Below are 21,450 nucleotides of genomic sequence, written 5' to 3'. Positions count from 1 at the left end.
AACACCCAAGACATGCGTAACCTTATGTTTTACAAAGACATTTAATTCAAAACATTTGTTTGATTTAAATTGTCTCCGTGCTAGTCTTGGGGTTAAGTTGAAGTGGCAATTATCTCATGGAAAGGGTTGCTATATCAGTAGTTAACGCCGAAGAATAAACACGGGAGTTTATTTCTGGCATCGAAACTCCTATGTCCTCAATCGTTCAGCGCGGCCCAGTGACCACCCAGATCCTGATTATCGACAGTTGTGATTATGATCTGCAGCCATTACTGGATATCCTCGAAAGTGATAGTCGCTACACTCTGACCTGTAGCCCTTTCGATTTGGCAACCGAGCAGATAGAACACCAGCCACTAGATCTTATTCTGCTGCACACCTGTCATACAGATACCAACGCGCTGTCAGAACTGCATTACCTGCGCCAACAATCCCCCCTGACTCCCGTTATCATTTTTGACCAACAATTCAGCAACCAAAGATCTGAAGAGTTTCTTTACTGGCGGGCAACTGATTATATCGCGCTGGATACGGTGTCCACTGAAGAGTTACAACGTACTATTCGTCATGCCCAAGCCGTTGCTCACTATATGACGGAGATAGATACTCTAAACCGGATCGATCTGTTAACCGGGATGACCAACCGACAGCAGTTTTACCGGGATCTTGCTGCCCATTTAAAAAATATTGACCATGAACAGCCCAGTGCCCGATCGTTGGCCCTGTTTAGTGTCGATCTGGATGGTTTTCGCCGCTTCAATAATATTAACGGTCATTATGCTGGCGACCAGATCGTTAAAGAACTTGGTAATCGCTTGCAAGTTCTTGCCCCCTCGCTTATCTCACGTTTAGGCAACGATGAGTTTGCAATGCTGCTACCAGGCAACGCAGGCGAAGATATCCACAATAAGGCAACTCTGCTTTGTTACCAGATGCTGCATACCCTGACCGAGCCCTATCATTATCAGGAGCTTGAAGTCATCCTCCCCTGTAGCATTGGCGTCAGCTTTGCCCCGGAACAAAGTATGGAAACGGACACATTAGTCCACCAGGCAACGCAGGCGCGGTTAAAATCTAAAGAGCAGAGTAGCTGTAGTTATGCTTTTTTTGGCCAGCAAAGGGATGATAAAAATATTCAGCAACTGGCCCTGGAACCAGAACTGATCAATGCGATTCGCAGAATGGAGTTTCAGCTCTATTATCAACCCCGTATTGATATAGCAACAGGGCAGATCGTCGGTGCAGAAGCGCTTATTCGCTGGAACCACCCCGAAAAGGGCTTGATCTACCCTAACGACTTTATTCCTACCGCGGAACGCACCGGACTGATAGTGCCTATAGGCTATTGGGTCATTCAGCAGGCCGGCCATGATATACAAGCGCTGAAAGAGATGACGCTGGCAGTTAAACATATAAGCGTTAACCTCTCCTTCCGTCAATTCCAGGACAGCTACTTATGCCGGACCATCCAGCGAATTATCGAGAAAGGCAATATAGACACCTCGATTCTAGAGTTTGAATTGACCGAGTCGGCTCTGTTCAATGATGAACGGCACGTTCGACAAGGCATCGAAGAGCTGCATAAACTAGGCATTAATTTCTCCCTAGATGACTTTGGTACCGGATACTCATCATTCTCCCTGCTGCAAAAACTACCAATCAGCAGTCTGAAAATTGATCGATCCTTTATTTCTGACGTGAATGAAGAAGGTGACAACCGGGAGATCGTCAAAGCCCTGATCAACCTGGCGCGTAGCCTGAATAAGGAGATTATTGCAGAGGGTGTTGAAACCCCGGCACAACTTAATGTCCTGGCCAGTTACGGTTGCGATCAGGCGCAGGGCTATCTGTACAGTAAGCCAGTGCCATTTGAGCAGTTTGTTAAACTGATGCAACAGGCAGCCATTGTTGATGATGAATGCTGCGCAAATATCTGAGCGGGTTTTACTTCAGCATATTTACTGCGTCATACTGCGAAAACCTATAGCTTCGAGTAAGTGCTCCCGTCTGACCTCTGCTTCTGAAGCAAGATCGGCGATCGTCCGGCTAATTTTTAAGATCCGGTGCGCAGCCCTCGCCGACATCACCATCTGCTGCATTGCCTGGTTTAACAGGCGTTTTTCCGATTGACCAAGGTTGCAGTACTTATCCAAATCACCAACAGTCAGCACATGATTAACAACACCCTGTCGCTTTAGCTGCACCGCTCGTGCCTTTATCACCCGCTGGCGGATAGCTGTCGATGATTCCGCCTGGTTATCCACAGACATTAGCTGTTCTGGCGGTAACGCAGGTACCCAGCTTTGTAGATCAATACGGTCTAGTAATGGTCCGGATATCTTCGCCTGATAACGACGAATCTGATCCGGCGAGCAACGGCAACGGCCTGTATTATCATTATAAAACCCACAGGGGCATGGGTTCATCGCCGCAATCAGCTGAAATCGGGCGGGAAAACTCACCTGCTGGGCCGCCCGCGAAATATTGATCCGACCACTCTCCAAGGGCTCGCGCAGCACCTCCAAAACCTGACGGCTGAATTCCGGTAGCTCATCCAGAAACAATACCCCTTGATGCGCCAGCGAGATCTCCCCCGGACGAGGCGTACTGCCACCACCCACCAGCGCTACGGCAGATGCTGTATGGTGGGGATTACGAAACGGTCTGGCACCGCTTATCAAATAAGGATGATTCACCCCAGAAACCGAATAGACGGCTGCGATCTCCATCAACTCATTAGGCTCCAAAGGTGGCAGAATCCCGGGTAACCGGCTGGCCAACATGCTTTTACCACTACCTGGAGGACCGCTAAGCAGTATGTTATGCGCACCGGCAGCGGCTATCTCCAGGCTACGCTTAGCCTGGTACTGGCCTTTTACATCCTGCAGGTCGGGATAGTCCGGCATAGCCAGCGCTTGTCTCCCTTGCTTAACGCCGGATATTAACGCCGCACCATTCAGGTGACCACAGACCTGCAGCAAGGTATCTGCCTTCAGGATCTCTAATCCGCCCACCAGGGCAGCTTCCGCCGCATTCTCGGCCATTATCCACAAACGCCGTGATACTGCCTGGCATGCAATAGCTACCGGTAGAACCCCCTGTACCGGACGAAGGTCACCGGACAGTGCCAACTCGGCCAGGAACTCATACTCCGCTAAGTTATCACCTTTAAGCTGACCACTCGCGACCAGAATACCGACCGCTATAGCCAGATCATACCGCCCCCCCTCTTTGGGCAGGTCTGCAGGGGCCAGATTCACGGTAATACGCCGGGCAGGAAATTCAAAACCGGAATTAAGCAAAGCGCTACGAACCCGTTCCCGACTTTCCCGCACAGCCATTTCAGGTAAACCAACGATAGCAAAGGAGGGAAGCCCCCCCGACAGGTGGACTTCACAGGTTACTAATGGAGCGTCAATGCCCACCCGGGCACGGGTATTCACAATTGCCAGAGACATAATATCCATCCTTGGATTAAATTGGGTCGATCTCAATATCCAGCCATTCTATGGACTAAATAAGCTCAGATCTCCATACCCAGCATTTCTATGGATTAAATAAGCTCAGATCTCCATATCCAGTATCTCTATGGATCAAATAAGCAGCCAGATCTCCATATCCAGCATTTCTATGGATTAAATAAGCTCAGATCTCCATATCCAGTATCTCTATGGATCAAATAAGCAGCCGGATCTCCATATTCAGTATCTCTATGGATCAAATAAGCAGCCAGATCTCCATATTCAGCATTTCTATGGATTAAATAAGCTCAGATCTCCATATCCAGTATCTCTATGGATCAAATAAGCAGTCAAATCTCCATATCCAGCCGTTCAATCAGTTGATCCATGGTCAGCCAGCGGCCGACATACTTACCACACATCCGGTAACAACCTTGCTGGCTGAGCCGGGTCATCTGCCCCGTAGTTCTGACCCCCTCAGCCAACACTTTAATCTGTAACTCTGCGGCCATTTCCAGCACTGTTTCTACCGTTGCGGTAGTATGGTCATCCTGCATCTGTCCTTCGACCAGCTCAGCATCCAGCAACAGCATATCCGGGTCCAGCGCTTTCAGCCGGTTCAGGTTGGCGCTGACATCAGCATGGCCACCGATCAGAACCCTTACCCCCTGAGCCCTGATCTGATCCAACTCATCCCGCAGGTACGTCGCCTGATTTACCGAAACCTGAATCAGCAAGCGCTGGGGCGCTATCTGGTGCCGGAACATAGCCCGCAATAATCCGGGCACAAAAGCCAGCGATAACAACTCTTCATCCTGCAGCCGCATATGTATCGACTCAAACGCGTCAAAGCCGGCCCATACCTGAGTAAAGCGACGTAACAGATCACCCAGCTGATCGTGATATTGCTCCAATTTTCCCATTCGGGCCAGAATTGGTACATACTCTTCGTTATGGATAACGCCACGTTCAGGATCGCGCCAGCAAGGCTCTATTTCGGTGCCGATCAGAGTATGATCCTGCAGTGAATAGACCGGATTAAAACGTAGCTCCCATTCATCTTCAGACAACGCCCGATTCAGGTCCGATGCGGTTATGAACCCGGCATCCTGGTCACCAAACATATCCGGAGCGTATAGCTGGTAACGATTTTCCTCATCACCGAATGCACACCCAAGTGCCTGTTCTGCACACTCCAGCATCTGTTCAGGAGACAGCTCGTTATCACCGCTCAACACAAGCCCTATCCCGGCTTTGCAAACAGTATGATTCGCAGCAACAAGCTCCTCCTCTACATGTTCCAATACCCGGTGGGCCAATGCTGCAAGCATCTCCTCATCCGGCGGATCCGGCAGCAGCAGAAGAAAACGCCCCGGTTCAAGAATCGCTACAAAATCAGCTTCGCGGACACTGCCTGCCAAACAGGCGGCTACATCTTTCAACAACTCTTCTGCGGTCAGGGTTTCCTGCAGCCCAGAGAAACCTTCCAGTTCAAGCAACGCGACCGCTGCTTCACTATTGACCTGCCTGGCCAGCAATAGCAGTTTAGCCAGATGCGGCATCGCCATGGCCCGGTCCGGCAAACCCGTTAACAGATCATAGCTGCTGTGATGCAACATATGCGGGTCCTGGCTAAGTGCGGTGATATTAGAGAACTGAGCAACGAATCCTTCTATATCCCCAGCGCTATCCCGTCGGCTGGTGATACTGAACCATGCCGGATAATACTGCCCGTTTTTATGCCGATTCCAGATCTCGCCTTCCCAGCTTCCCTTCGCATGCAACTGTAACCAAAGACGATCAAACAGTTCAGGATCGATCTCCCCTGAGGTCAGGATCCCCGGCCCCTGGCCAACAACTTCATCAAAGCGGTAACCGGTTACGCTGACAAACCCAGGATTGACCTGAACAATCCGGTTCTCATCATCCATCACCATCACCGCCTGCGGCGTATAGTCGAATAATCCTGATGCCGGTAAGCGGGCCGCTTTTTGGCTGGCGACCTTAGATAAGGAGGCGAAATGTATAACAAACAGCCCGGCTTGCGGATTCCAGGCCAATTCAAGTTGCAGACATAATTCAGACTGGTGCTGATCAGGCTGCCATAACAGGCTCGCACTGCCATTTTGCCTGGCTTTAGCAGCAGCCTCTCGTAACTGAAATAACGCCTCACTACCGTGCACTTGCTCCAAACTGACGCCATTAATTGCACCCTGCCAGCCAATTTTTTCCAGGTAGCCTGCAGACGCATACTGATACGTCATATCAGGATAAACACAGGCTAGCATCAGCGCATCGGTCATTCTGTTACCTCTTATTATGGGTCCAGGCCGGTATTACTTACTGTCTTGCTCCAGCTCGGCCAATTGCCGCTCTAACTGTTCAAGTTTAGTTCGTGTTCGAGCCAAAACCGCAGCCTGCGCATCAAACTGATCCCGGGTCACCAGATCCATCCGATTAAATGCGCCTTTTAATAACGCCTCAACCTGAGGCTGCACATCGACGGCTGTGGAAATCTCCCGGGCGCTGTCCATCAGCTGAGAAATCTGCTGACTCAACCCTTCCAGCAATTGTTGGTTAATCATCGATTATCACCACACTTCGATCATATTAAATATAAATAAAGGTTAAGCAGGACTATAGCAACTGCATCAACGACAGCAACCACAACAATACAAAACGTTACATCCAGCCATCTTGCACCAAACCGGTGCCTGCACAAATTTTGTGCACCAGTAACTCTCTCCTCGTGCACCAGTACGTCGCGGCAACACGCTCACATCCAATCATACAATTAAATAAACACTTGTTTTTAAAGGACATTATCAACAGTGGCACAGCTAATGCTAAATACCAGTTAACCGTTTTCTGCCGACCTGTACGCAGGCCGGCCATAAAAAGACCCTTATTATATTGGAGAGAACTTCTCATGAAACTTATCTCAGCAATTATCAAACCATTCAAGCTAGATGATGTGCGCGAGGCACTATCCGAGATCGGTGTTCAGGGTATTACCGTTACTGAGGTAAAAGGCTTTGGTCGTCAGAAAGGTCATACCGAACTATACCGGGGCGCAGAATACGTCGTCGACTTCCTGCCAAAAGTAAAAGTCGATGCTGCGGTGGCAGACGAGATTGTCGATCAGGTGGTAGACGCTATCAGTAAAACCGCACAGACAGGAAAAATCGGCGACGGCAAAATATTCGTTCTGCCAATCGATGAGGCGATCCGTATCCGTACCGGTGAAACCGGCGATACCGCGCTGTAACAAATCCTTTTTAAAAATAAAGATAACTCAAGCTTTCGCTTCAGGTGGAAATGATGGAAAACCAAATTTTTGAATTACAGTATGCGATGGACACCTTCTATTTTCTGGTGTGCGGCGCATTAGTTATGTGGATGGCTGCAGGCTTTGCCATGCTGGAGGCGGGCCTGGTCCGCTCTAAAAACACGACCGAAATACTGACCAAGAACGTCGCTCTGTTTGCGATCTCCTGCATCATGTATCTGATCTGTGGTTACCAGTTGATGTACGGCGGTGGCCTGTTCCTGTCTGGCATCGAAGAGGTCGATGTAACTCAGGTTCTGGCAGACTCCGCAGAAGAAGGCTTCAATGGCGGTTCGGTCTATTCCGGCGCATCTGACTTCTTCTTTCAGGTAGTTTTCGTTGCCACTGCTATGTCTATCGTTTCAGGTGCTGTTGCTGAGCGTATGAAGTTGTGGGCATTCCTGGCTTTCGCGGTAGTAATGACCGGTGTGATCTATCCGATGGAAGGCGCCTGGACCTGGAACGGAGCCGATGTCTTCGGTATGTATAATCTGGGCGACCTTGGTTTCTCTGACTTTGCAGGTTCCGGTATCGTTCACATGGCTGGTGCTTCTGCAGCGTTAGCTGGCGTATTACTGCTGGGCGCCCGTAAAGGTAAGTACACCAAGAACGGTATCAATGCGATCCCGGGTGCAAACCTGCCAATGGCTACTTTAGGTACCTTCATCCTGTGGATGGGCTGGTTCGGTTTCAATGGTGGTTCAGTACTGAAGCTGGGTGATATCGCCAGCTCACATTCCGTAGCTATGGTATTCCTGAATACTAATGCGGCGGCAGCAGGTGGTGCGATCGCAGCACTTATTACTGCTCGCATGCTGTTTGGTAAGGCCGACCTGACAATGCTGTTGAACGGTGCTCTGGCGGGCCTGGTAGCAATTACAGCTGAACCATCTACGCCAAGTGCTCTGCAAGCAACGCTGTTCGGTGCTGTTGGTGGCGTACTGGTCGTATTCTCTATCATTACGCTGGATAAGCTGCGTATCGATGATCCGGTTGGTGCCATCTCAGTACACGGTGTTTGTGGTCTGCTGGGTCTGATGCTGGTTCCTGTTACCAACGGTGACGTAAGCTTCAGCGGTCAGCTGATCGGCGCGGCAACAATCTTCGGTTGGGTTTTCGCAACCAGCCTGGTGGTATGGAGTATTCTGAAAGCGGTCATGGGTATCCGTGTCAGCGAAGAGGAAGAGTACGAAGGTGTTGATCTGGCTGAGTGTGGTATGGAAGCCTATCCGGAATTCACCAATGGTAAGTAATCACTCCAGGTTATTAATATAAGAGTGATATAAACCCAAAGGGAGCTCCGGCTCTCTTTTGCCGTTTTATTAAACAGGCCAATCTGGGTATACTTAGGCCCAGTTTTTAGAATTGAACTCCAACCGTCTGATGCCTGTCCCCAGGTAGAACAGACCCAAGTGAGGATATAGATGATGAAACTGGTAAGCGCGGTAATCAAACCGTTCAAACTGGATGATGTACGTGAAGCCCTTTCCGAAATCGGTATTCAGGGTGTCACTGTAACTGAGGTCAAAGGTTTCGGTCGCCAGAAAGGCCACACCGAACTCTACCGTGGTGCAGAATACGTCGTAGATTTCCTGCCAAAAGTGAAAATTGAAGCGGCTATTGCTGATGATATGGTTGAGCAGGTAATTGAAGCGATCAGCCAGACCGCTAATACCGGTAAGATCGGCGACGGTAAGATCTTCGTCACGCCTCTGGAGCAAGCGATCCGCATCCGTACCGGCGAAACCGGTAACGATGCACTCTAAGCTTATATATCTTTGAAAAAGCACCTCCGGGTGCTTTTTTTTGGTCTAAACAAAACACCCCTTCCTTTTCAAACAGTTAGTTAACCACCCAGATCTATATACCGGCCCCGTAATTCGACCCAGGACTCAGTCAGCTGCTTTAGAGTCTAAACTGATGAGTAAATCCTGCTATAAGGGGGCGGCTCGATGGCGACTGAAATCAATCGGCACACCTTTGATGAAGTGATGGTACCTAACTACGCACCGGCACAGATTGTTCCGGTGCGGGGCAAAGGCTCACGGGTATGGGATCAGAACGGCAAGGAATATATAGACTTTGCCGGAGGCATTGCCGTCACCGCGCTGGGCCATTGTCACCCGGAGCTGGTTAAGGCGTTGCAAGATCAATCTGAACAGCTCTGGCACCTCAGTAATGTATGGACGAACGAACCCGCACTACAGCTGGCCAAAATGCTTTGTGCGGCAACTTTTGCAGAACGGGTTTACTTTGCTAATTCCGGTGCGGAAGCCAATGAGGCAGCCTTCAAACTGGCCCGAAAATACAGTCACGAGCACTATGGCCCCGATAAAAGCGAGATAATCGCATTTAACAACGCTTTCCATGGCCGCACCCTGTTTACCGTTTCGGTCGGTGGCCAGCCTAAGTATACCGAAGGCTTCGAGCCGGTCCCCCAGGGCATAACTCACCTGCCGTTCAATGATCTGGCCAGCCTGGAATACCATATTTCGGACGAGACCTGCGCCGTAGTGATTGAACCGATTCAGGGCGAAGGCGGTATCGTTGCCGCAGAAAAAGTATTTCTGGAGGGCGCCAGAACGTTGTGTGATAAACACAACGCTTTGCTTATCTTCGATGAAATACAGACCGGAATGGGTCGTACCGGAGAGCTATTTGCCTACATGGGCAGTGGCGTAGTACCCGATATCCTGACTACGGCGAAGGCGCTGGGCGGCGGGATTCCGATCGGTGCAATGCTTACCACACAGGAGCTTGCAGCTGGTCTTGCGGTCGGTAGTCACGGCAGTACTTATGGTGGTAATCCTCTGGTTTGCGCCGTTGCTGCCAGAGCCCTGGAGCTAATAAACCAACCCTCTCTTCTCAGCGGAGTCACACAACGCCACCAGCTCTTTATGGAAGAACTGAACAAGCTTAATCAGCAAATAGGTCTGTTTAGCGACATCCGCGGACAAGGTTTACTGATCGGCTGTGAATTGCGCCAGCCATGGCATGGTCAGGCCCGCGATCTGCTGACTAAAGCGCAAGATCAAGGTTTAATGACGCTGATAGCCGGCCCTGATGTAGTCAGGCTGGCACCCTCCCTGATCATTCCATATCCGGATATTTACAACGGTATAAAACGTTTATCGCAGGCCATGCTAGCCTTGAAAGTAGGTTATTAACACGCAGCAGAAGGAGTAAAGATAAATGTAACAACCGTTCAAAAACTGATCAGACGATGACTGATCAACACAGGAACCGACAGGGGGTGCACTATGGAGCAGCAGATAAATGTTATCAGGCCGATCGCCTCAGCCGATCTGGAACTGTTGTATCAAATTGCGCAGGCCAGTGGGCCCGGCTTTACTTCGTTGCCCACCAACCGCGAGCTTCTGGCAAAAAAGATTGCCGCCACCGAGCAAGCCCTTAGCCAGGATATCACCAGCCCGGCAGGCGAAAGCTACCTGTTTGTCATGGAACAGGGTCACGACGGCAAAGTTATCGGGGTTTGTGGCATCGAAGCAGCAGTCGGTCTGATGGAGCCTTTTTACCATTACCGCATCGGTACAGTAGTACACGCATCCCGGGAGCTGGGCGTACATAACACTTTTCAGACCCTGTATCTGTGTAACGATTACACCGGCAGCTCCGAGGTCTGCACCCTGTTTCTCGAGCCGGATTCCCGCCACAGTAAGAACGGTAGTTTGCTATCTAAGAGCCGGTTTCTGTTTATGGCGCAGTTTCCCCATCGTTTTACCAATAAAGTGATCGCAGAAATGCGCGGTGTCAGCAATGGCGCTGGACGCTCTCCGTTCTGGGATGGCCTTGGCAAGCATTTCTTCTCAATGGAGTTTTCTGAAGCCGACTACCTTACCGGCATCGGCAACAAAGTATTTATCGCTGAGCTAATGCCAAAACACTCAATCTACATGCACTTGCTACCTGAACCAGCTCAGCAGGTAATAGGCCAGGTACATCAAAACACTATTCCGGCCCGCCGCATGCTCGAAAATGAAGGATTTCGGTATGAAGGCTATGTCGATATCTTTGACGCTGGCCCCACTCTGGCCTGCGACCTGAATGATATCCGGGCGGTACGGGACAGCGACTATACCCTGGTCCATATCGGACCGGCGCAAGCACATAGCGTCAGCTATCTGATCAGCAACACCAGTCTCACAGAATTTCGCTGCACTATGGTCAATATTGGACCTTCAGAGGGACAGATTACTCTGCCCGCTGAGATCGCCCATCTGCTCAAAGTTAAGCAGGGTGATCGGGTAAGAGTGGTTGAACTCAAAGCACCGGTGAGCGAAAGCTCAGCAAACTGATTAGGAGGTGACTATGGATCCGGTTGCATCACTGTTTATCGATGGCCAATGGTTACAGGGCGAAGAACAGCTGTTCGAATCACTCAACCCGGTTACCCGGGAACGTATCTGGCATGGCCATAGTGCATCCCCCGCCCAGGTTAACCAGGCGATATCCGCCGCGCGCTCAGCGACAGAACACTGGCTGGATATGACCTTTGAGCAACGCGCCCAGATTATCCGGCGCTTTACCTCTTTACTCGCCGAATATGCAGAACTGATCGCCGACACTATTGGCCAGGAAACCGGAAAACCTCTTTGGGAAAGCGCCACAGAGGTCAGCGCCATGCAGGCTAAAACAGAAATATCGATCAAGGCATTTCTTGAGCGTAGTGCCGAGCATCATCAGGTTACTGCTAACGTAAACAGCGTGCTACGCCATAAACCCCATGGTGTTGTCGCCGTCTTTGGCCCCTACAACTTCCCCGCTCATCTGCCTAACGGCCATATCATTCCCGCCCTGCTGGCAGGTAATACTCTGATATTTAAACCCAGTGAACTGACTCCCAGATGTGGCGAACTGCTGGTTCATCTATGGCAAAAGGCAGAACTGCCCGATGGCGTACTGAACCTGCTACAGGGTGGTATAGATACCGGCAAGGCGCTGGCTAGCCACCCCGGCCTGGATGGCCTGTTTTTTACCGGTAGCGCGCAAACCGGGCAGCTACTTCATCAACAGTTTGGCGGCCATCCGGAAAAAATTCTGGCACTGGAGATGGGCGGCAATAATCCGCTGATTATTACCCCGGTGGACAACCTCAAAGCCGCCCTGCATGATACCCTTTTCTCTGCCTTTATCAGCGCCGGACAGCGTTGCACCTGCGCCAGACGCCTATTCATTCCACAGGGACCCTGGGGGGATAGTTTTATGCAGCAGCTGCTGCAAGCTACTTCAGATATTCTTGTGGATAAGTACAACGCCACACCACAACCATTCATGGGCTCGCTGATCAGTGATCAGGCTGCACTGCAGATTCTGGAAAGTCAGAGGAAGCTGCAAAGCCTGGGTGGAAAAGAACTACTGCCGGCAACCCAGCCTGATCCGCATAACGCTATTCTGACACCCGGAATAATCGATGTCAGCAGCATCCGGAAACTGCCCGACAAAGAATACTTCGGGCCACTGTTACAGGTTATCAGATACCGGGATTTCGATAGTGCAATAGAGCAGGCAAACAACACCGCATACGGCCTTTCTGCAGGACTGTTCAGTGATGATCAGAATCAGTACAACCATTTTTATCGTCGTATCCGCGCCGGTATTGTCAACTGGAACCGGCCGCTGACCGGTGCTAGCAGCGGCCTGCCTTTCGGTGGCTGTGGCATCAGCGGCAATCACCGCCCCAGTGCTTACTACGCCGCCGATTACTGCGCTTATCCTGTTGCATCAATGGAAGCTGAACAACTTTCCCTACCGGATAGACTCAGCCCCGGGCTGAATCTCGATTCGTTTTAGGCGAACAGGAATAATAAAACAACGGCATTGCAGAAAGCTTTTTCTACCTGCTCAATTATTTCTCCATCAAACCATATCGCAGCATGAATTATTCAGCAGCGATAAAACATCTGTAATAATACAATACCCATTTCAGTGATGAAGTAACCACATAGCCTGCATAGCAGACATATACTAAGATCTCGGGATCTGGTTAAAGCTTTGAGAGTGGTGTAATGACCTTTAAAGCCAGTAAAAAAGTCTATATCGCTATTCTGATCTATTTTACCTGGGTCATTATCTATCTCGCCTACGATTACAGGTTGGAAAAGCAGCAGATTTATCAGCGTATCGACTCTCAACTGGAGGTCGCTGCCCGTGCGATCCCCCTGATCCTGCCAGCAAATTTTCATTCGCGGGATATGCATTTCGAAGATTTTGGGCAACAACAAGACCTGAAAAACATCCTGCGTTTGTCTGAGTTCACCAAAAATTTAAAAGTAAGATATATCTATAGCCTGATTCAGCGCGATGATGTCATTATCTTTACCTCTTCAAGCGCAACCTCTGAAGAACTGACCTCCAACACAAATATCTCCCATTATTTTGATAAATACGAAGATGCTGACCCGTTAATTAGTGCAGTGTTCGAAACAAGGCAAAAACGCTATCTGGAAATAGCTGATCAATGGGGAACCTTCCGCACTGTTTTTCTCCCGCTTCAGGCCAAAGACGGCAGCTGGTATATCGCAGCGGCCGATATCGAAATAAGTCATATCGATTCTCTGCTGGCAGACACAATCATCAGAGCAGCCAGTTTCGCTGCCATTTTTATACTATTTCTGATCCCGTTTATATTCAGTTTCTCTGCCGCGCAGCGTAACTGGGCTCGCCACTTAGAGCAAAAAGTCCGGGAGCGAACAAAAGATTTACATAATAGTGAAAGACAGCTCAGTTCTATTCTTGAGCATTCCCCGGTAGGCATATTCCATTACGATGCCAGTAGCACCCTTCTCACTGTGAATAAGCGCTTCGAAGACATTATAGGAGCGGATGAATCTGTGCTGATTGGCTTCAACATGCTGGATAACCTGGTTGACCCACAGATTATTACCGCCGTGAAAAGCTCCCTGGCAGGGGAGGTTGGATTTTTTGAAGGACCTTATACCTCAGTAACAGGGCAGCTTTCGATATACCTGAGAGCCGAATTTGTACCTATGATGAACAGCACCGGCGAAGTCATTGGCGGGGTCGGGGTTTTCGCAGATGATACCGAAAAAGAAAATGCCACCAGCACCCTTAAAAAACTATCTCAGGCGGTAGAGCAAAGCCCGAATGTCGTTGTTATCACCAATGTCAGCGGAATAATTGAGTATGTTAACCCCCGCTTTAGCGATATTACCGGCTACAGTTTTGCCGAAGTGATTGGTAAAAGTCCCAAAATACTCAGTTCCGGCGAGAGCCCGATTGAGGTATACGGAGACCTTTGGCAAACGTTACTGTCGGGGCAGAATTGGCGCGGCGTCTTTCATAACCGGAAGAAAAACGGAGAACTCTACTGGGCGAAAGAAGTTATCTCACCGATTACAGATAAACAGGGTGAAATAACGCACTTCATCGCTCTGCAGGAGGATGTGACCGAAGTACGTCGAATATCCGATGAAATGAATTATCAGACCAGTCACGATACGCTGACCGGGTTACTCAACCGGCGCGAGTTTGAGAAGCATCTAGTGCGTACAATTAATGAGGCCCACACTCAGCATAGTCATCATGCACTCTGCTTTATCGATATTGATCAGTTCAAGATAGTTAATGATACCTGTGGTTATCTCGCAGGCGATGAACTGCTGCGCCAGGTCAGCAACCTGATCCGCGATAAACTGAGTAACAGGGATACCCTCGCCCGTCCCGGCGGCGATGAGTTCCTACTCTTGATGGAGCAGTGCAGCCTGGGACAGGCTGAACGGAATGCTGATCAGATTATGCTATCGCTGAAAAAATTCCGGTTCCGCTGGCAGGACCATAGCTTCCCCATTAAAGTCAGTATCGGCCTGACCACCATAGACAAAACCACCGAGAGCGCGACAGAGGCACTGAAACAGGTTGATACCGCCTGCTATACCGCCAAGGATGCCGGTCGTAACCGAATCCATATCTATCGCGAAGACGATGAACTACAGGTTGCCCATAAAGGCTATATCCAGTGGGCCAGCGAAATCAGGGAAGCCCTCGATAATGATCGATTTGTCCTCTACGCTCAGCAGATTCAGGCTTTGCAAAACCCGGCCAAGCCCGGCTATGAGATTCTGATCCGATTGCTTTCCAGTACCGGTAAGCTGGTAGCTCCCGGCGAGTTCCTGCCCGCAGCAGAGCGCTATAACCTGGCACCACAGATCGATCGCTGGGTAATCAAAAACACCCTGAAATGGATGTCTGATCATGAGAACCAGCTACAACAGGTCAGCGGCGTTGCGATCAACCTCTCGGGCCAGTCGCTGGGCGATGAAAGCTTGCTCGGATATATCATTCGGACACTGGAAAGCAGTCGCATTCCACCGCAAAAAATTAAATTCGAAATTACCGAAACCGCGGCGATCGCCAACCTGCGAGATGCGCAGATATTTATTAAGGCATTACGCGGGCTGGGCTGTCAGTTTTCACTCGATGATTTTGGTAGTGGGCTGTCGTCATTTGCTTATCTGAAAAATCTACCGGTGGACTATCTCAAGATTGACGGCATGTTCGTCAAAGATATTATCACCGACCCTATTGATGAAGCGATGGTACGTTCAATTAATGAGATCGGTCATATTATGGGTATGCAGACCATCGCCGAATTTGTTGAAAGCGAAGCGATCAGGCAGCACCTGATACAGCTCGGCATCGATTACGCTCAGGGTTATGCTATTCATAAACCAGAACCTGTGGATAATATTTTGCAGCAACAGGATCTGACTAAAGGCTCTGCTACCCCCCTGTCTGACTGGCAAATCTGAGCGTTGCGTGAGCGGCTTTAAGGCCCTGGCAGATCAATCTGAAAGACTAGGCCTTCTCCGGGAGTACTACTGGCACTAATCTTACCCCCCAGCAATACGACTGCCCGCTGCGCAATACTCAAGCCCAGGCCATAACCGTTATGTCGATCGCTTACTCTGTAGAACGGTTTAAACAGTCTTTCAAGCTGATCCGCCTCAACCCCTGGACCATGATCCCGGATAATAATCTGACAACCGCCTGCCTTACCATGATCTAGAAGGATATCTATGCCCGTGCCGGCCGGAGTATGTTTCACCGCATTACCCAGAATATTGGTCAGCGCCCTGGACAACAATTCAGGGTTACCGGGGAGCTGGCAACTATTACTGTTATTCCAACTGATCAAATGATCCGGCGCGCTGAAACGATAATCCTCAACCAGACTGTCGATAACCTGCTGCACCAGAAATGGCTGACCACTGGCACCCATCTGCTCCAGACGGGACAGACTGAGAATTTCATCGATCAGCCGGTTAATCCGCTCGCATTCCAGGTTGATCCGATCGATCACCGCCCGATCAATATCGGCCACCTTTTGCTCAGCCAGCCCTACTGCCATCTGCAAACGGGCCAGCGGTGCCCGCAACTCATGGGAAACATCCTGCAATAAACGCTGGTTTGATTGCAGGGTCTGCTCGACATAATCAGCCATCCGGTTAAATTCACGGGATAACTCTCCTATCTCATCACCCCGCGCAGCCAGTTGATCATCGGTCCGGGCACTCAGGTCTCCGCTGTACAGATCCCGGGTATGCTGGCGCAGTCGATTGATCGGGCGGACCACAATCCAGCTGATCAGCAATGCAGCAAACGTTGACACCAGAACCAGCAATACGATCTGCAGTGATAACATAAAGCCGAACACTTTCGCGAACAGCGTTTTACGCAGATCAGATTCCACCACGACCCGATAGCGTTTACCTCGTTCAGACTCAAACTTCAGCACTAATGGGTTGCGAAAGCGGCCTTCCAGCCGCTTACCCACAATCATACGGCCACTTGAAAGTTCAGTGATCTGTATTTTCAAGGGGAAAAAACGACGCTCCCGATGCTCCCGCCATTCCGGTTCGTCATGATTATCTTCATCGTAATGCCGGCGCTCCTTACGCAACTCTGGCCGGGGCACTATACCGGTACGCTCGTAGCGATCAACAATCAGCTCAGCATGCCCCAGCGCCCTGGCGGTCAACACCTCGGCATAACGCTCTTTCTCAGCCAGATTACCGACCACAAAGGCGGTCAATAACAGCACCAGAAAGCTGGTCAGCCAGACCGATAGAAATACTTTCCAGAAGATTCTGCGATACCATCTGATCGCCATCAGGAGTGCTCCTTAACGAACAGATAGCCGGTACCGCGAATGGTTTTTATCAGTTCCTGCTCCGGCAGCAGGGTCGCTAACTTCTGCCGCACCCGGCTGAGATGCACATCGATAGCCCGATCATAAGCGGTTAATTTGCGATGCAGCACCCGTTCCGTCAGTTGATCTTTACTCACCGCATTCCCTGCTTCAGCCATCAACTCAGCCAGCACATTGAATTCAGCGCTGGTCAGCTCTAACAACTGCCCCCCGACGCTCACTTCACGCCGGCTATGATCAAGCTCGATGCCATGTATCTGCAGCTTAGCTGTCTGTTTATCCTGCTCAGGTCTGAGCGTTGTCCGGCGCAATACCGCCCGGATACGAGCGACCAGCTCACGGGGGTTACAGGGCTTACCCAGATAATCATCAGCGCCCATCTCCAGACCGATGATCCGGTCGATCTCCTCGCCCCGCCCGGTCAGCATAATCACTGGCGTCTGTACCCGTGGACGAATCTGCTGCAGCAGTTCAAGACCACTCTGACCCGGCATCATAATATCCAGGATCAGCAGATCATAATCACAACTCTGCTGAAGTAACGGCAATGCGTCCTCTGCGCTAAAAGCATAGGAAACCCTGAAACCTTCTCCGGTCAGATAATCCCCCATTAGCTGACACAATTCGCGGTCATCATCGATCAACAGCAGTTTTGTCGGCTCACTCATTACACACTCTACCTAATTACATCCACTCTGGACGATTCTGTTATTGCCAGAATAAGCAACCAAACCAGGCATTGCATCTATCCAGCCTAAGCTTTACCAAACTTTACACCCTCTTAACCCAACTTAGCAGGGGGTCACGCCATACTGCAGGCATCAGAAAACACGAACAAACGAGAGATTAAAGGAGAAAGATCATGCGCAAACAACTGATTATCGGAATAACCGCGGCAGTTATTGGTGCAGGTACCCTTGCTGCCGGCGTAGCCCAGGCTGATCGTAGCTGGGGAGAACATGAACGTTGCGACAGCCGCTCTGAAAAACATGAGCGAATGAGTGAGCGAATGGATAAACGGGCAGAAAAACGTATGGACTACCTGAGCGAAGAACTCTCCCTGAGCCAACAGCAACAGGACCAGATTGATGATCTGTTCGACCAGAACCGCAGCGATATGAAGAAGCAGATGCGGGGTATGCGTGATATGCGCAAACAGATGAAAAGTCTGGATGTAAGCGCCAGCGATTACGATCAACAGGTTGAAACAATAGTCGAGCAAGCCCAGGATAAAGCCGCCAAGCTAATTCGCGCCCGTGCCGAACAGAAAAAAGCGCTCTATGCCCTTTTAACCCCGGAACAACAGGAGCAATTTAACGCACTGCATAAGTAAACAGCATTATTGGAGACCGACAGCCACTATTTATCAGGCTCGATAATAGCTGCGTCCCCTATTCAGGTAGTTTTCCACTGCCAACGTCCTGTCATAATGGTTCCACCGTCGCCTTTTGAAGGCTTGTTAGCGGCTCTCTTATCCCCCAAGAGAGCCGCTTTTTTCTACTGGTAACGCGATTCACGTTCCAGAGAATTAAGGTAGCGCTGTTCATCGTCCAGCTCATGTCTGATGCGGTATTTTTTTTCCCGTGAACGCTTCAGTTCATCCGCTATTTCCTCTATACGCTGGTACAACGCAGCCCGGCGTGATAATTTCGTACCGTCTGCAAGTAACTCAGTTTCCGCATCGGATTTTTCCTGTTGCAGTGCCTGTTGTGCCTTATTCACACCCGATAGTTGCTTGCGTAAGCGGCCTACCTGCTGTGCTTGCCGATACAGCTCATGTCCACTGTTATAACCTGCAAGAAAATGATGTTTCAGCTCACCATGGCAAACCGGATTTAGCTTTCGTCCTGCCCGTCCCTGCGCAAAGCCATTTTCAGCTGTGCAGAACCCCTCGACACCACGCTGATGGCCGGCAAGGTACTCTTCCATTTGCGGCACAACAGCATACTCAGCGCAGGCTGAGCGATATTCTGCGATGTGCTGTGGCTGCTGACCGGCACTGCCATCTTCAAAACCGATCAGATACCAATCAGCATTGATACACTCATCCCGATCCATCGCGGCACAGCCACTTAACAACAAAATCAAACAACTGACTAGCAAATAACGCAAACGGATCATGGTATCGACTCCACTGTTTTATCCGAGTATAAAAACTGGCTAATGAACAGAAACAGAATAAAAAAAGGGAAGCCGCAGAATACAGCTTCCCTTCATACATTTCTTTCTTAAATAATCACTTTATGGATTAAGGGCATCCACTTTCGCAGCACAGATAAAGTCATTCTCAGACAAGCCATCAATCGCGTGAGTGGTAAACCGCACCAGACAGTGGTTATAGCCTACTTCAAAATCAGGATGATGGTTCTCATTATTAGCAACCCAGGCCAACGCATTAACAAACGCCATGGTGCGATAAAAACCTTTAAAGACAAAATCCTTGCTAAGTTGTTTCGCTTCCCCATCCAGCTCCCATCCGTTTAACTGATCCAGTAACTCTCTCGCTTCTTCACGGCTCAGGGCAGGTACCCCTCCATCACAGGGCTGACATTTTTGATTCGCTAACGCAGGCTTCATAATCAGTTCTCCGATCAGCGTCTGGTATACATAATAAAAAGCTATGGATCTCTCCCGGCAATGAACCGCAGCCTGACTATCTGAATTTCCAGACTGAACTCTTTGTTAACCAGTATAGCCATAGCTGCTTGTAGTCGATCTAACAACATCATTAAACGATATAGCCTGTGCCCGGCGGCTACTTTACTATATATTCCCCTGACGATTTAATGAGAAGCGTCAGGTAAAAGCTCAACCTGACGATGAAGTAATCAAAGCTGAATATTTCAGCGCTCAGAAACCGATTAGAAGACCCCGCAATGAAACCCGACAGATTAGATTTAGCAATCCTGGAACAGTTACAACAAAATGCCAGACTGTCGAATAATGAACTGGCGGAAAAGGTAGGGCTATCCCCATCACCCTGCTGGCGACGGGTCAAACGTTTAGAAGAACAAGGTGTGATTAACGGGTATGTTGCTCTGCTGAATCCGGAATATACCGGCACCCCGATTATGGCCTACGCCCATATATCTCTTACTGATCACCGCCCGGAATCAATCACTGACTTCGATCTATTCGTTCAGAACTGTTCTCAAATTCTGGAATGTTGCTCCCTTAGCGGCCAGTATGACTATCTGTTGAAGATCGTCAGCCGCAGCATGTCAGAATACGAGCACTTCATCAGCAGCGAACTACTTCACCTGCCCGGCGTACAATCCGTCAATACCAGCTTTGTACTGGATCAGAAGAAATACACTACCGCATTGCCACTGGTCTCTGAATAGTCACCATCGTTGTGACGAAAAACGTCTCTTAATTCATCAACATGGCTAAGGCAACTACTGATAAGTCTCCAAAGATCGGATCACCTTAGTCGCTTAACTGGCTGGAGCCGGCCAGACTGAAGCTTATGCTTTCTATATTGTGATCGAATAATCATATAACCAACCAGCAAAAACCTGATAGTATGCCTGTTGTCGGAACACTACCCGATGGCATGGATGCCTGACCATATACCGAGGGAAAACCATGCCAACCTATGATTACCGTTGCGAGACCACCGGCGACGTATTCGAAGTTAAACACCCGATGGCACTCAAGCTTTCTACCTGGGCAGATCTTTGTGATGTTGCAGGTTTCAATCAAGGTACCACGCCGCCAGATGCGCCCATCACTAAGTTACTGACCACCGGCGGAGTAGTCAGCAGCAGATCCCTGAAAAACCCTGAAGCACCGCCTTGCATGAGCGGTGGTGGTTGCCCCGGCAAACAAAGCTGCGGCATCTGAGAGTCAGACAGAGGCCGTTAATACGGCCTTTTTTGCATCTTCTCTCAACCTCAGCCATCAATAAGTTTCATACTGCCCGGATAACAGATCTGGTATATTGCCCTGCCATGCAAGCCTCCCGGTAATATTTAAGGTCAACTCTGTATATGAAGCCCCCAGCTATGAAGCCATTACTCTGCTCTTTACTGCTTACCACGTTGTTATCCACCAGTGGATACGCCTGCGCCGGTGAAAGCCTTAATCTGAAGCAAACCATGAAGCAGATGCGACTGCAGTATAAGGAAGCGCTGGAGACCCGCTCAGCGGATAGCTTTAATCAACATATAGATGCATTCAAAGAATACCTGCATAGCGCACAAGGCTACGATTTTTCACCGGAGCGGAAATCCGTTTCATTGGAAGGCCTGAACAAGGTAGAGCGCTCGATCGCTGAAATTCCACTGGCCACTGCTGATAACCTGGCCGGGGCGCAACAACAACTGCGCAGCATTGACCAACTGCGCAAGGAATACCATAAGAAAGCCAAACCGGGCGTCTGGGAGCTACTACTCAGCATGTTTGAGTAAGGAATAACTTTCCACAGATGATAAAAAGGCCGCTGCAGAGACTGCAGCGGCCTTTTTATT

At 49.8% G+C, this 21,450-nt stretch carries 19 protein-coding genes; 12 read left to right on the top strand and 7 right to left on the bottom strand.

All coding sequences use genetic code 11. The features are described 5' to 3' along the window. Window positions 1-191 precede the first annotated feature (191 nt). Window positions 192-1,937, top strand: a complete 1,746-nt coding sequence (locus ACQUQM_RS19780; RefSeq protein WP_432471593.1) for a putative bifunctional diguanylate cyclase/phosphodiesterase — start codon at window positions 192-194, stop codon at window positions 1,935-1,937. A gap of 21 nt (window positions 1,938-1,958) precedes the next feature. Here the strand turns inward: ACQUQM_RS19780 and ACQUQM_RS19775 are convergent, their stop codons facing one another. From ACQUQM_RS19775 to ACQUQM_RS19765, 3 genes are all read right to left on the bottom strand, one after another. Next, window positions 1,959-3,458 (bottom strand): YifB family Mg chelatase-like AAA ATPase, encoded by a 1,500-nt coding sequence (locus ACQUQM_RS19775; RefSeq protein ID WP_432471592.1) that lies wholly within the window; start codon window positions 3,456-3,458, stop codon window positions 1,959-1,961. 353 nt (window positions 3,459-3,811) lie between these two features. After that, window positions 3,812-5,764 (bottom strand): EAL domain-containing protein, encoded by a 1,953-nt coding sequence (locus ACQUQM_RS19770; RefSeq protein ID WP_432471591.1) that lies wholly within the window; start codon window positions 5,762-5,764, stop codon window positions 3,812-3,814. A gap of 33 nt (window positions 5,765-5,797) precedes the next feature. After that, entirely contained in the window at window positions 5,798-6,046 is a 249-nt protein-coding gene (locus tag ACQUQM_RS19765) for an accessory factor UbiK family protein (RefSeq protein ID WP_432471590.1), read from the bottom strand. A gap of 344 nt (window positions 6,047-6,390) precedes the next feature. On the opposite strand from ACQUQM_RS19765, the gene glnK (ACQUQM_RS19760) reads away from it, so the two are divergent. The 7 genes from glnK (ACQUQM_RS19760) (at window position 6,391) to ACQUQM_RS19730 (ending at window position 15,578) form a co-directional block, all read left to right on the top strand. Next, the gene (glnK, locus tag ACQUQM_RS19760; RefSeq protein WP_432471589.1) at window positions 6,391-6,729 is read left to right on the top strand and encodes a P-II family nitrogen regulator; all 339 of its coding nucleotides are present in this window, start codon (window positions 6,391-6,393) and stop codon (window positions 6,727-6,729) included. A 53-nt stretch (window positions 6,730-6,782) separates the two neighbouring features. Continuing rightward, window positions 6,783-8,042, top strand: coding sequence for an ammonium transporter (locus tag ACQUQM_RS19755; RefSeq protein WP_432471588.1), 1,260 nt, complete (start codon window positions 6,783-6,785; stop codon window positions 8,040-8,042). Between the two features lie 174 nt (window positions 8,043-8,216). Beyond that, window positions 8,217-8,555: a P-II family nitrogen regulator gene (glnK, locus tag ACQUQM_RS19750; protein ID WP_432474853.1), complete on the top strand. Its 339-nt coding sequence runs from the start codon at window positions 8,217-8,219 to the stop codon at window positions 8,553-8,555. 186 nt (window positions 8,556-8,741) lie between these two features. Next, complete coding sequence (locus ACQUQM_RS19745) at window positions 8,742-9,956, top strand: aspartate aminotransferase family protein (RefSeq protein ID WP_432471587.1); 1,215 nt, start codon at window positions 8,742-8,744, stop codon at window positions 9,954-9,956. A gap of 93 nt (window positions 9,957-10,049) precedes the next feature. Further along, window positions 10,050-11,105, top strand: coding sequence for an arginine N-succinyltransferase (astA, locus tag ACQUQM_RS19740; RefSeq protein WP_432471586.1), 1,056 nt, complete (start codon window positions 10,050-10,052; stop codon window positions 11,103-11,105). A gap of 13 nt (window positions 11,106-11,118) precedes the next feature. Continuing rightward, window positions 11,119-12,600, top strand: coding sequence for a succinylglutamate-semialdehyde dehydrogenase (gene astD / locus ACQUQM_RS19735; protein ID WP_432471585.1), 1,482 nt, complete (start codon window positions 11,119-11,121; stop codon window positions 12,598-12,600). 215 nt (window positions 12,601-12,815) lie between these two features. After that, on the top strand, window positions 12,816-15,578 hold the full coding sequence (locus tag ACQUQM_RS19730; RefSeq protein WP_432471584.1) for an EAL domain-containing protein: 2,763 nt from the start codon (window positions 12,816-12,818) through the stop codon (window positions 15,576-15,578). 17 nt (window positions 15,579-15,595) lie between these two features. Here the strand turns inward: ACQUQM_RS19730 and ACQUQM_RS19725 are convergent, their stop codons facing one another. Together ACQUQM_RS19725 and ACQUQM_RS19720 are read right to left on the bottom strand one after the other, a co-directional pair. Next, window positions 15,596-16,939, bottom strand: a complete 1,344-nt coding sequence (locus ACQUQM_RS19725) for a sensor histidine kinase (protein ID WP_432471583.1) — start codon at window positions 16,937-16,939, stop codon at window positions 15,596-15,598. Next, complete coding sequence (locus tag ACQUQM_RS19720) at window positions 16,939-17,646, bottom strand: response regulator (protein ID WP_432471582.1); 708 nt, start codon at window positions 17,644-17,646, stop codon at window positions 16,939-16,941. Before ACQUQM_RS19720 ends, ACQUQM_RS19725 begins: the two co-directional genes overlap by 1 nt. Before the next feature lie 194 nt (window positions 17,647-17,840). Here ACQUQM_RS19720 and ACQUQM_RS19715 point away from each other — a divergent pair, with 194 nt between their 5' ends. Further along, window positions 17,841-18,311, top strand: coding sequence for a Spy/CpxP family protein refolding chaperone (locus ACQUQM_RS19715; protein ID WP_432471581.1), 471 nt, complete (start codon window positions 17,841-17,843; stop codon window positions 18,309-18,311). A 164-nt stretch (window positions 18,312-18,475) separates the two neighbouring features. On the opposite strand, the gene ACQUQM_RS19710 is transcribed toward ACQUQM_RS19715, so the two are convergent. Further along, the gene (locus ACQUQM_RS19710) at window positions 18,476-19,099 is read right to left on the bottom strand and encodes a DUF2799 domain-containing protein (RefSeq protein ID WP_432471580.1); all 624 of its coding nucleotides are present in this window, start codon (window positions 19,097-19,099) and stop codon (window positions 18,476-18,478) included. 120 nt (window positions 19,100-19,219) lie between these two features. Further along, entirely contained in the window at window positions 19,220-19,555 is a 336-nt protein-coding gene (locus ACQUQM_RS19705) for a 4a-hydroxytetrahydrobiopterin dehydratase (protein WP_432471579.1), read from the bottom strand. 299 nt (window positions 19,556-19,854) lie between these two features. Here ACQUQM_RS19705 and ACQUQM_RS19700 point away from each other — a divergent pair, with 299 nt between their 5' ends. The 3 genes from ACQUQM_RS19700 to ACQUQM_RS19690 all read left to right on the top strand — a co-directional run bounded on the left by ACQUQM_RS19700 (window position 19,855) and on the right by ACQUQM_RS19690 (window position 21,390). Next, on the top strand, window positions 19,855-20,322 hold the full coding sequence (locus tag ACQUQM_RS19700) for an Lrp/AsnC family transcriptional regulator (protein ID WP_432471578.1): 468 nt from the start codon (window positions 19,855-19,857) through the stop codon (window positions 20,320-20,322). Between the two features lie 244 nt (window positions 20,323-20,566). After that, window positions 20,567-20,824, top strand: a complete 258-nt coding sequence (locus ACQUQM_RS19695) for a zinc ribbon domain-containing protein (protein ID WP_432471577.1) — start codon at window positions 20,567-20,569, stop codon at window positions 20,822-20,824. A 146-nt stretch (window positions 20,825-20,970) separates the two neighbouring features. Then, the gene (locus ACQUQM_RS19690; protein ID WP_432471576.1) at window positions 20,971-21,390 is read left to right on the top strand and encodes a cytochrome b562; all 420 of its coding nucleotides are present in this window, start codon (window positions 20,971-20,973) and stop codon (window positions 21,388-21,390) included. The last annotated feature ends 60 nt before the right edge of the window (window positions 21,391-21,450 follow it).

The organism is Amphritea sp. HPY, from assembly GCF_050870985.1.
GTDB lineage: Bacteria > Pseudomonadota > Gammaproteobacteria > Pseudomonadales > Balneatricaceae > Amphritea.
The sequence above is the reverse complement of the archived record's forward strand: the minus strand, read 5'-3'. Positions and strand labels throughout refer to the sequence as shown.

Coding starts and splice junctions, on each gene's coding strand:
- ACQUQM_RS19710 (WP_432471580.1), bottom strand. CDS start 19,099: ATGATCCGTTTGCGTTATTTGCTAGTCAGTTGTTTGATTTTGTTGTTA.
- ACQUQM_RS19695 (WP_432471577.1), top strand. CDS start 20,567: ATGCCAACCTATGATTACCGTTGCGAGACCACCGGCGACGTATTCGAA.
- ACQUQM_RS19755 (WP_432471588.1), top strand. CDS start 6,783: ATGGAAAACCAAATTTTTGAATTACAGTATGCGATGGACACCTTCTAT.
- ACQUQM_RS19720 (WP_432471582.1), bottom strand. CDS start 17,646: ATGAGTGAGCCGACAAAACTGCTGTTGATCGATGATGACCGCGAATTG.
- ACQUQM_RS19765 (WP_432471590.1), bottom strand. CDS start 6,046: ATGATTAACCAACAATTGCTGGAAGGGTTGAGTCAGCAGATTTCTCAG.
- ACQUQM_RS19780 (WP_432471593.1), top strand. CDS start 192: ATGTCCTCAATCGTTCAGCGCGGCCCAGTGACCACCCAGATCCTGATT.
- glnK (WP_432471589.1), top strand. CDS start 6,391: ATGAAACTTATCTCAGCAATTATCAAACCATTCAAGCTAGATGATGTG.
- glnK (WP_432474853.1), top strand. CDS start 8,217: ATGAAACTGGTAAGCGCGGTAATCAAACCGTTCAAACTGGATGATGTA.
- ACQUQM_RS19715 (WP_432471581.1), top strand. CDS start 17,841: ATGCGCAAACAACTGATTATCGGAATAACCGCGGCAGTTATTGGTGCA.
- astD (WP_432471585.1), top strand. CDS start 11,119: ATGGATCCGGTTGCATCACTGTTTATCGATGGCCAATGGTTACAGGGC.
- ACQUQM_RS19700 (WP_432471578.1), top strand. CDS start 19,855: ATGAAACCCGACAGATTAGATTTAGCAATCCTGGAACAGTTACAACAA.
- ACQUQM_RS19770 (WP_432471591.1), bottom strand. CDS start 5,764: ATGACCGATGCGCTGATGCTAGCCTGTGTTTATCCTGATATGACGTAT.
- ACQUQM_RS19745 (WP_432471587.1), top strand. CDS start 8,742: ATGGCGACTGAAATCAATCGGCACACCTTTGATGAAGTGATGGTACCT.
- ACQUQM_RS19725 (WP_432471583.1), bottom strand. CDS start 16,939: ATGGCGATCAGATGGTATCGCAGAATCTTCTGGAAAGTATTTCTATCG.
- ACQUQM_RS19775 (WP_432471592.1), bottom strand. CDS start 3,458: ATGTCTCTGGCAATTGTGAATACCCGTGCCCGGGTGGGCATTGACGCT.
- ACQUQM_RS19690 (WP_432471576.1), top strand. CDS start 20,971: ATGAAGCCCCCAGCTATGAAGCCATTACTCTGCTCTTTACTGCTTACC.
- ACQUQM_RS19730 (WP_432471584.1), top strand. CDS start 12,816: ATGACCTTTAAAGCCAGTAAAAAAGTCTATATCGCTATTCTGATCTAT.
- astA (WP_432471586.1), top strand. CDS start 10,050: ATGGAGCAGCAGATAAATGTTATCAGGCCGATCGCCTCAGCCGATCTG.
- ACQUQM_RS19705 (WP_432471579.1), bottom strand. CDS start 19,555: ATGAAGCCTGCGTTAGCGAATCAAAAATGTCAGCCCTGTGATGGAGGG.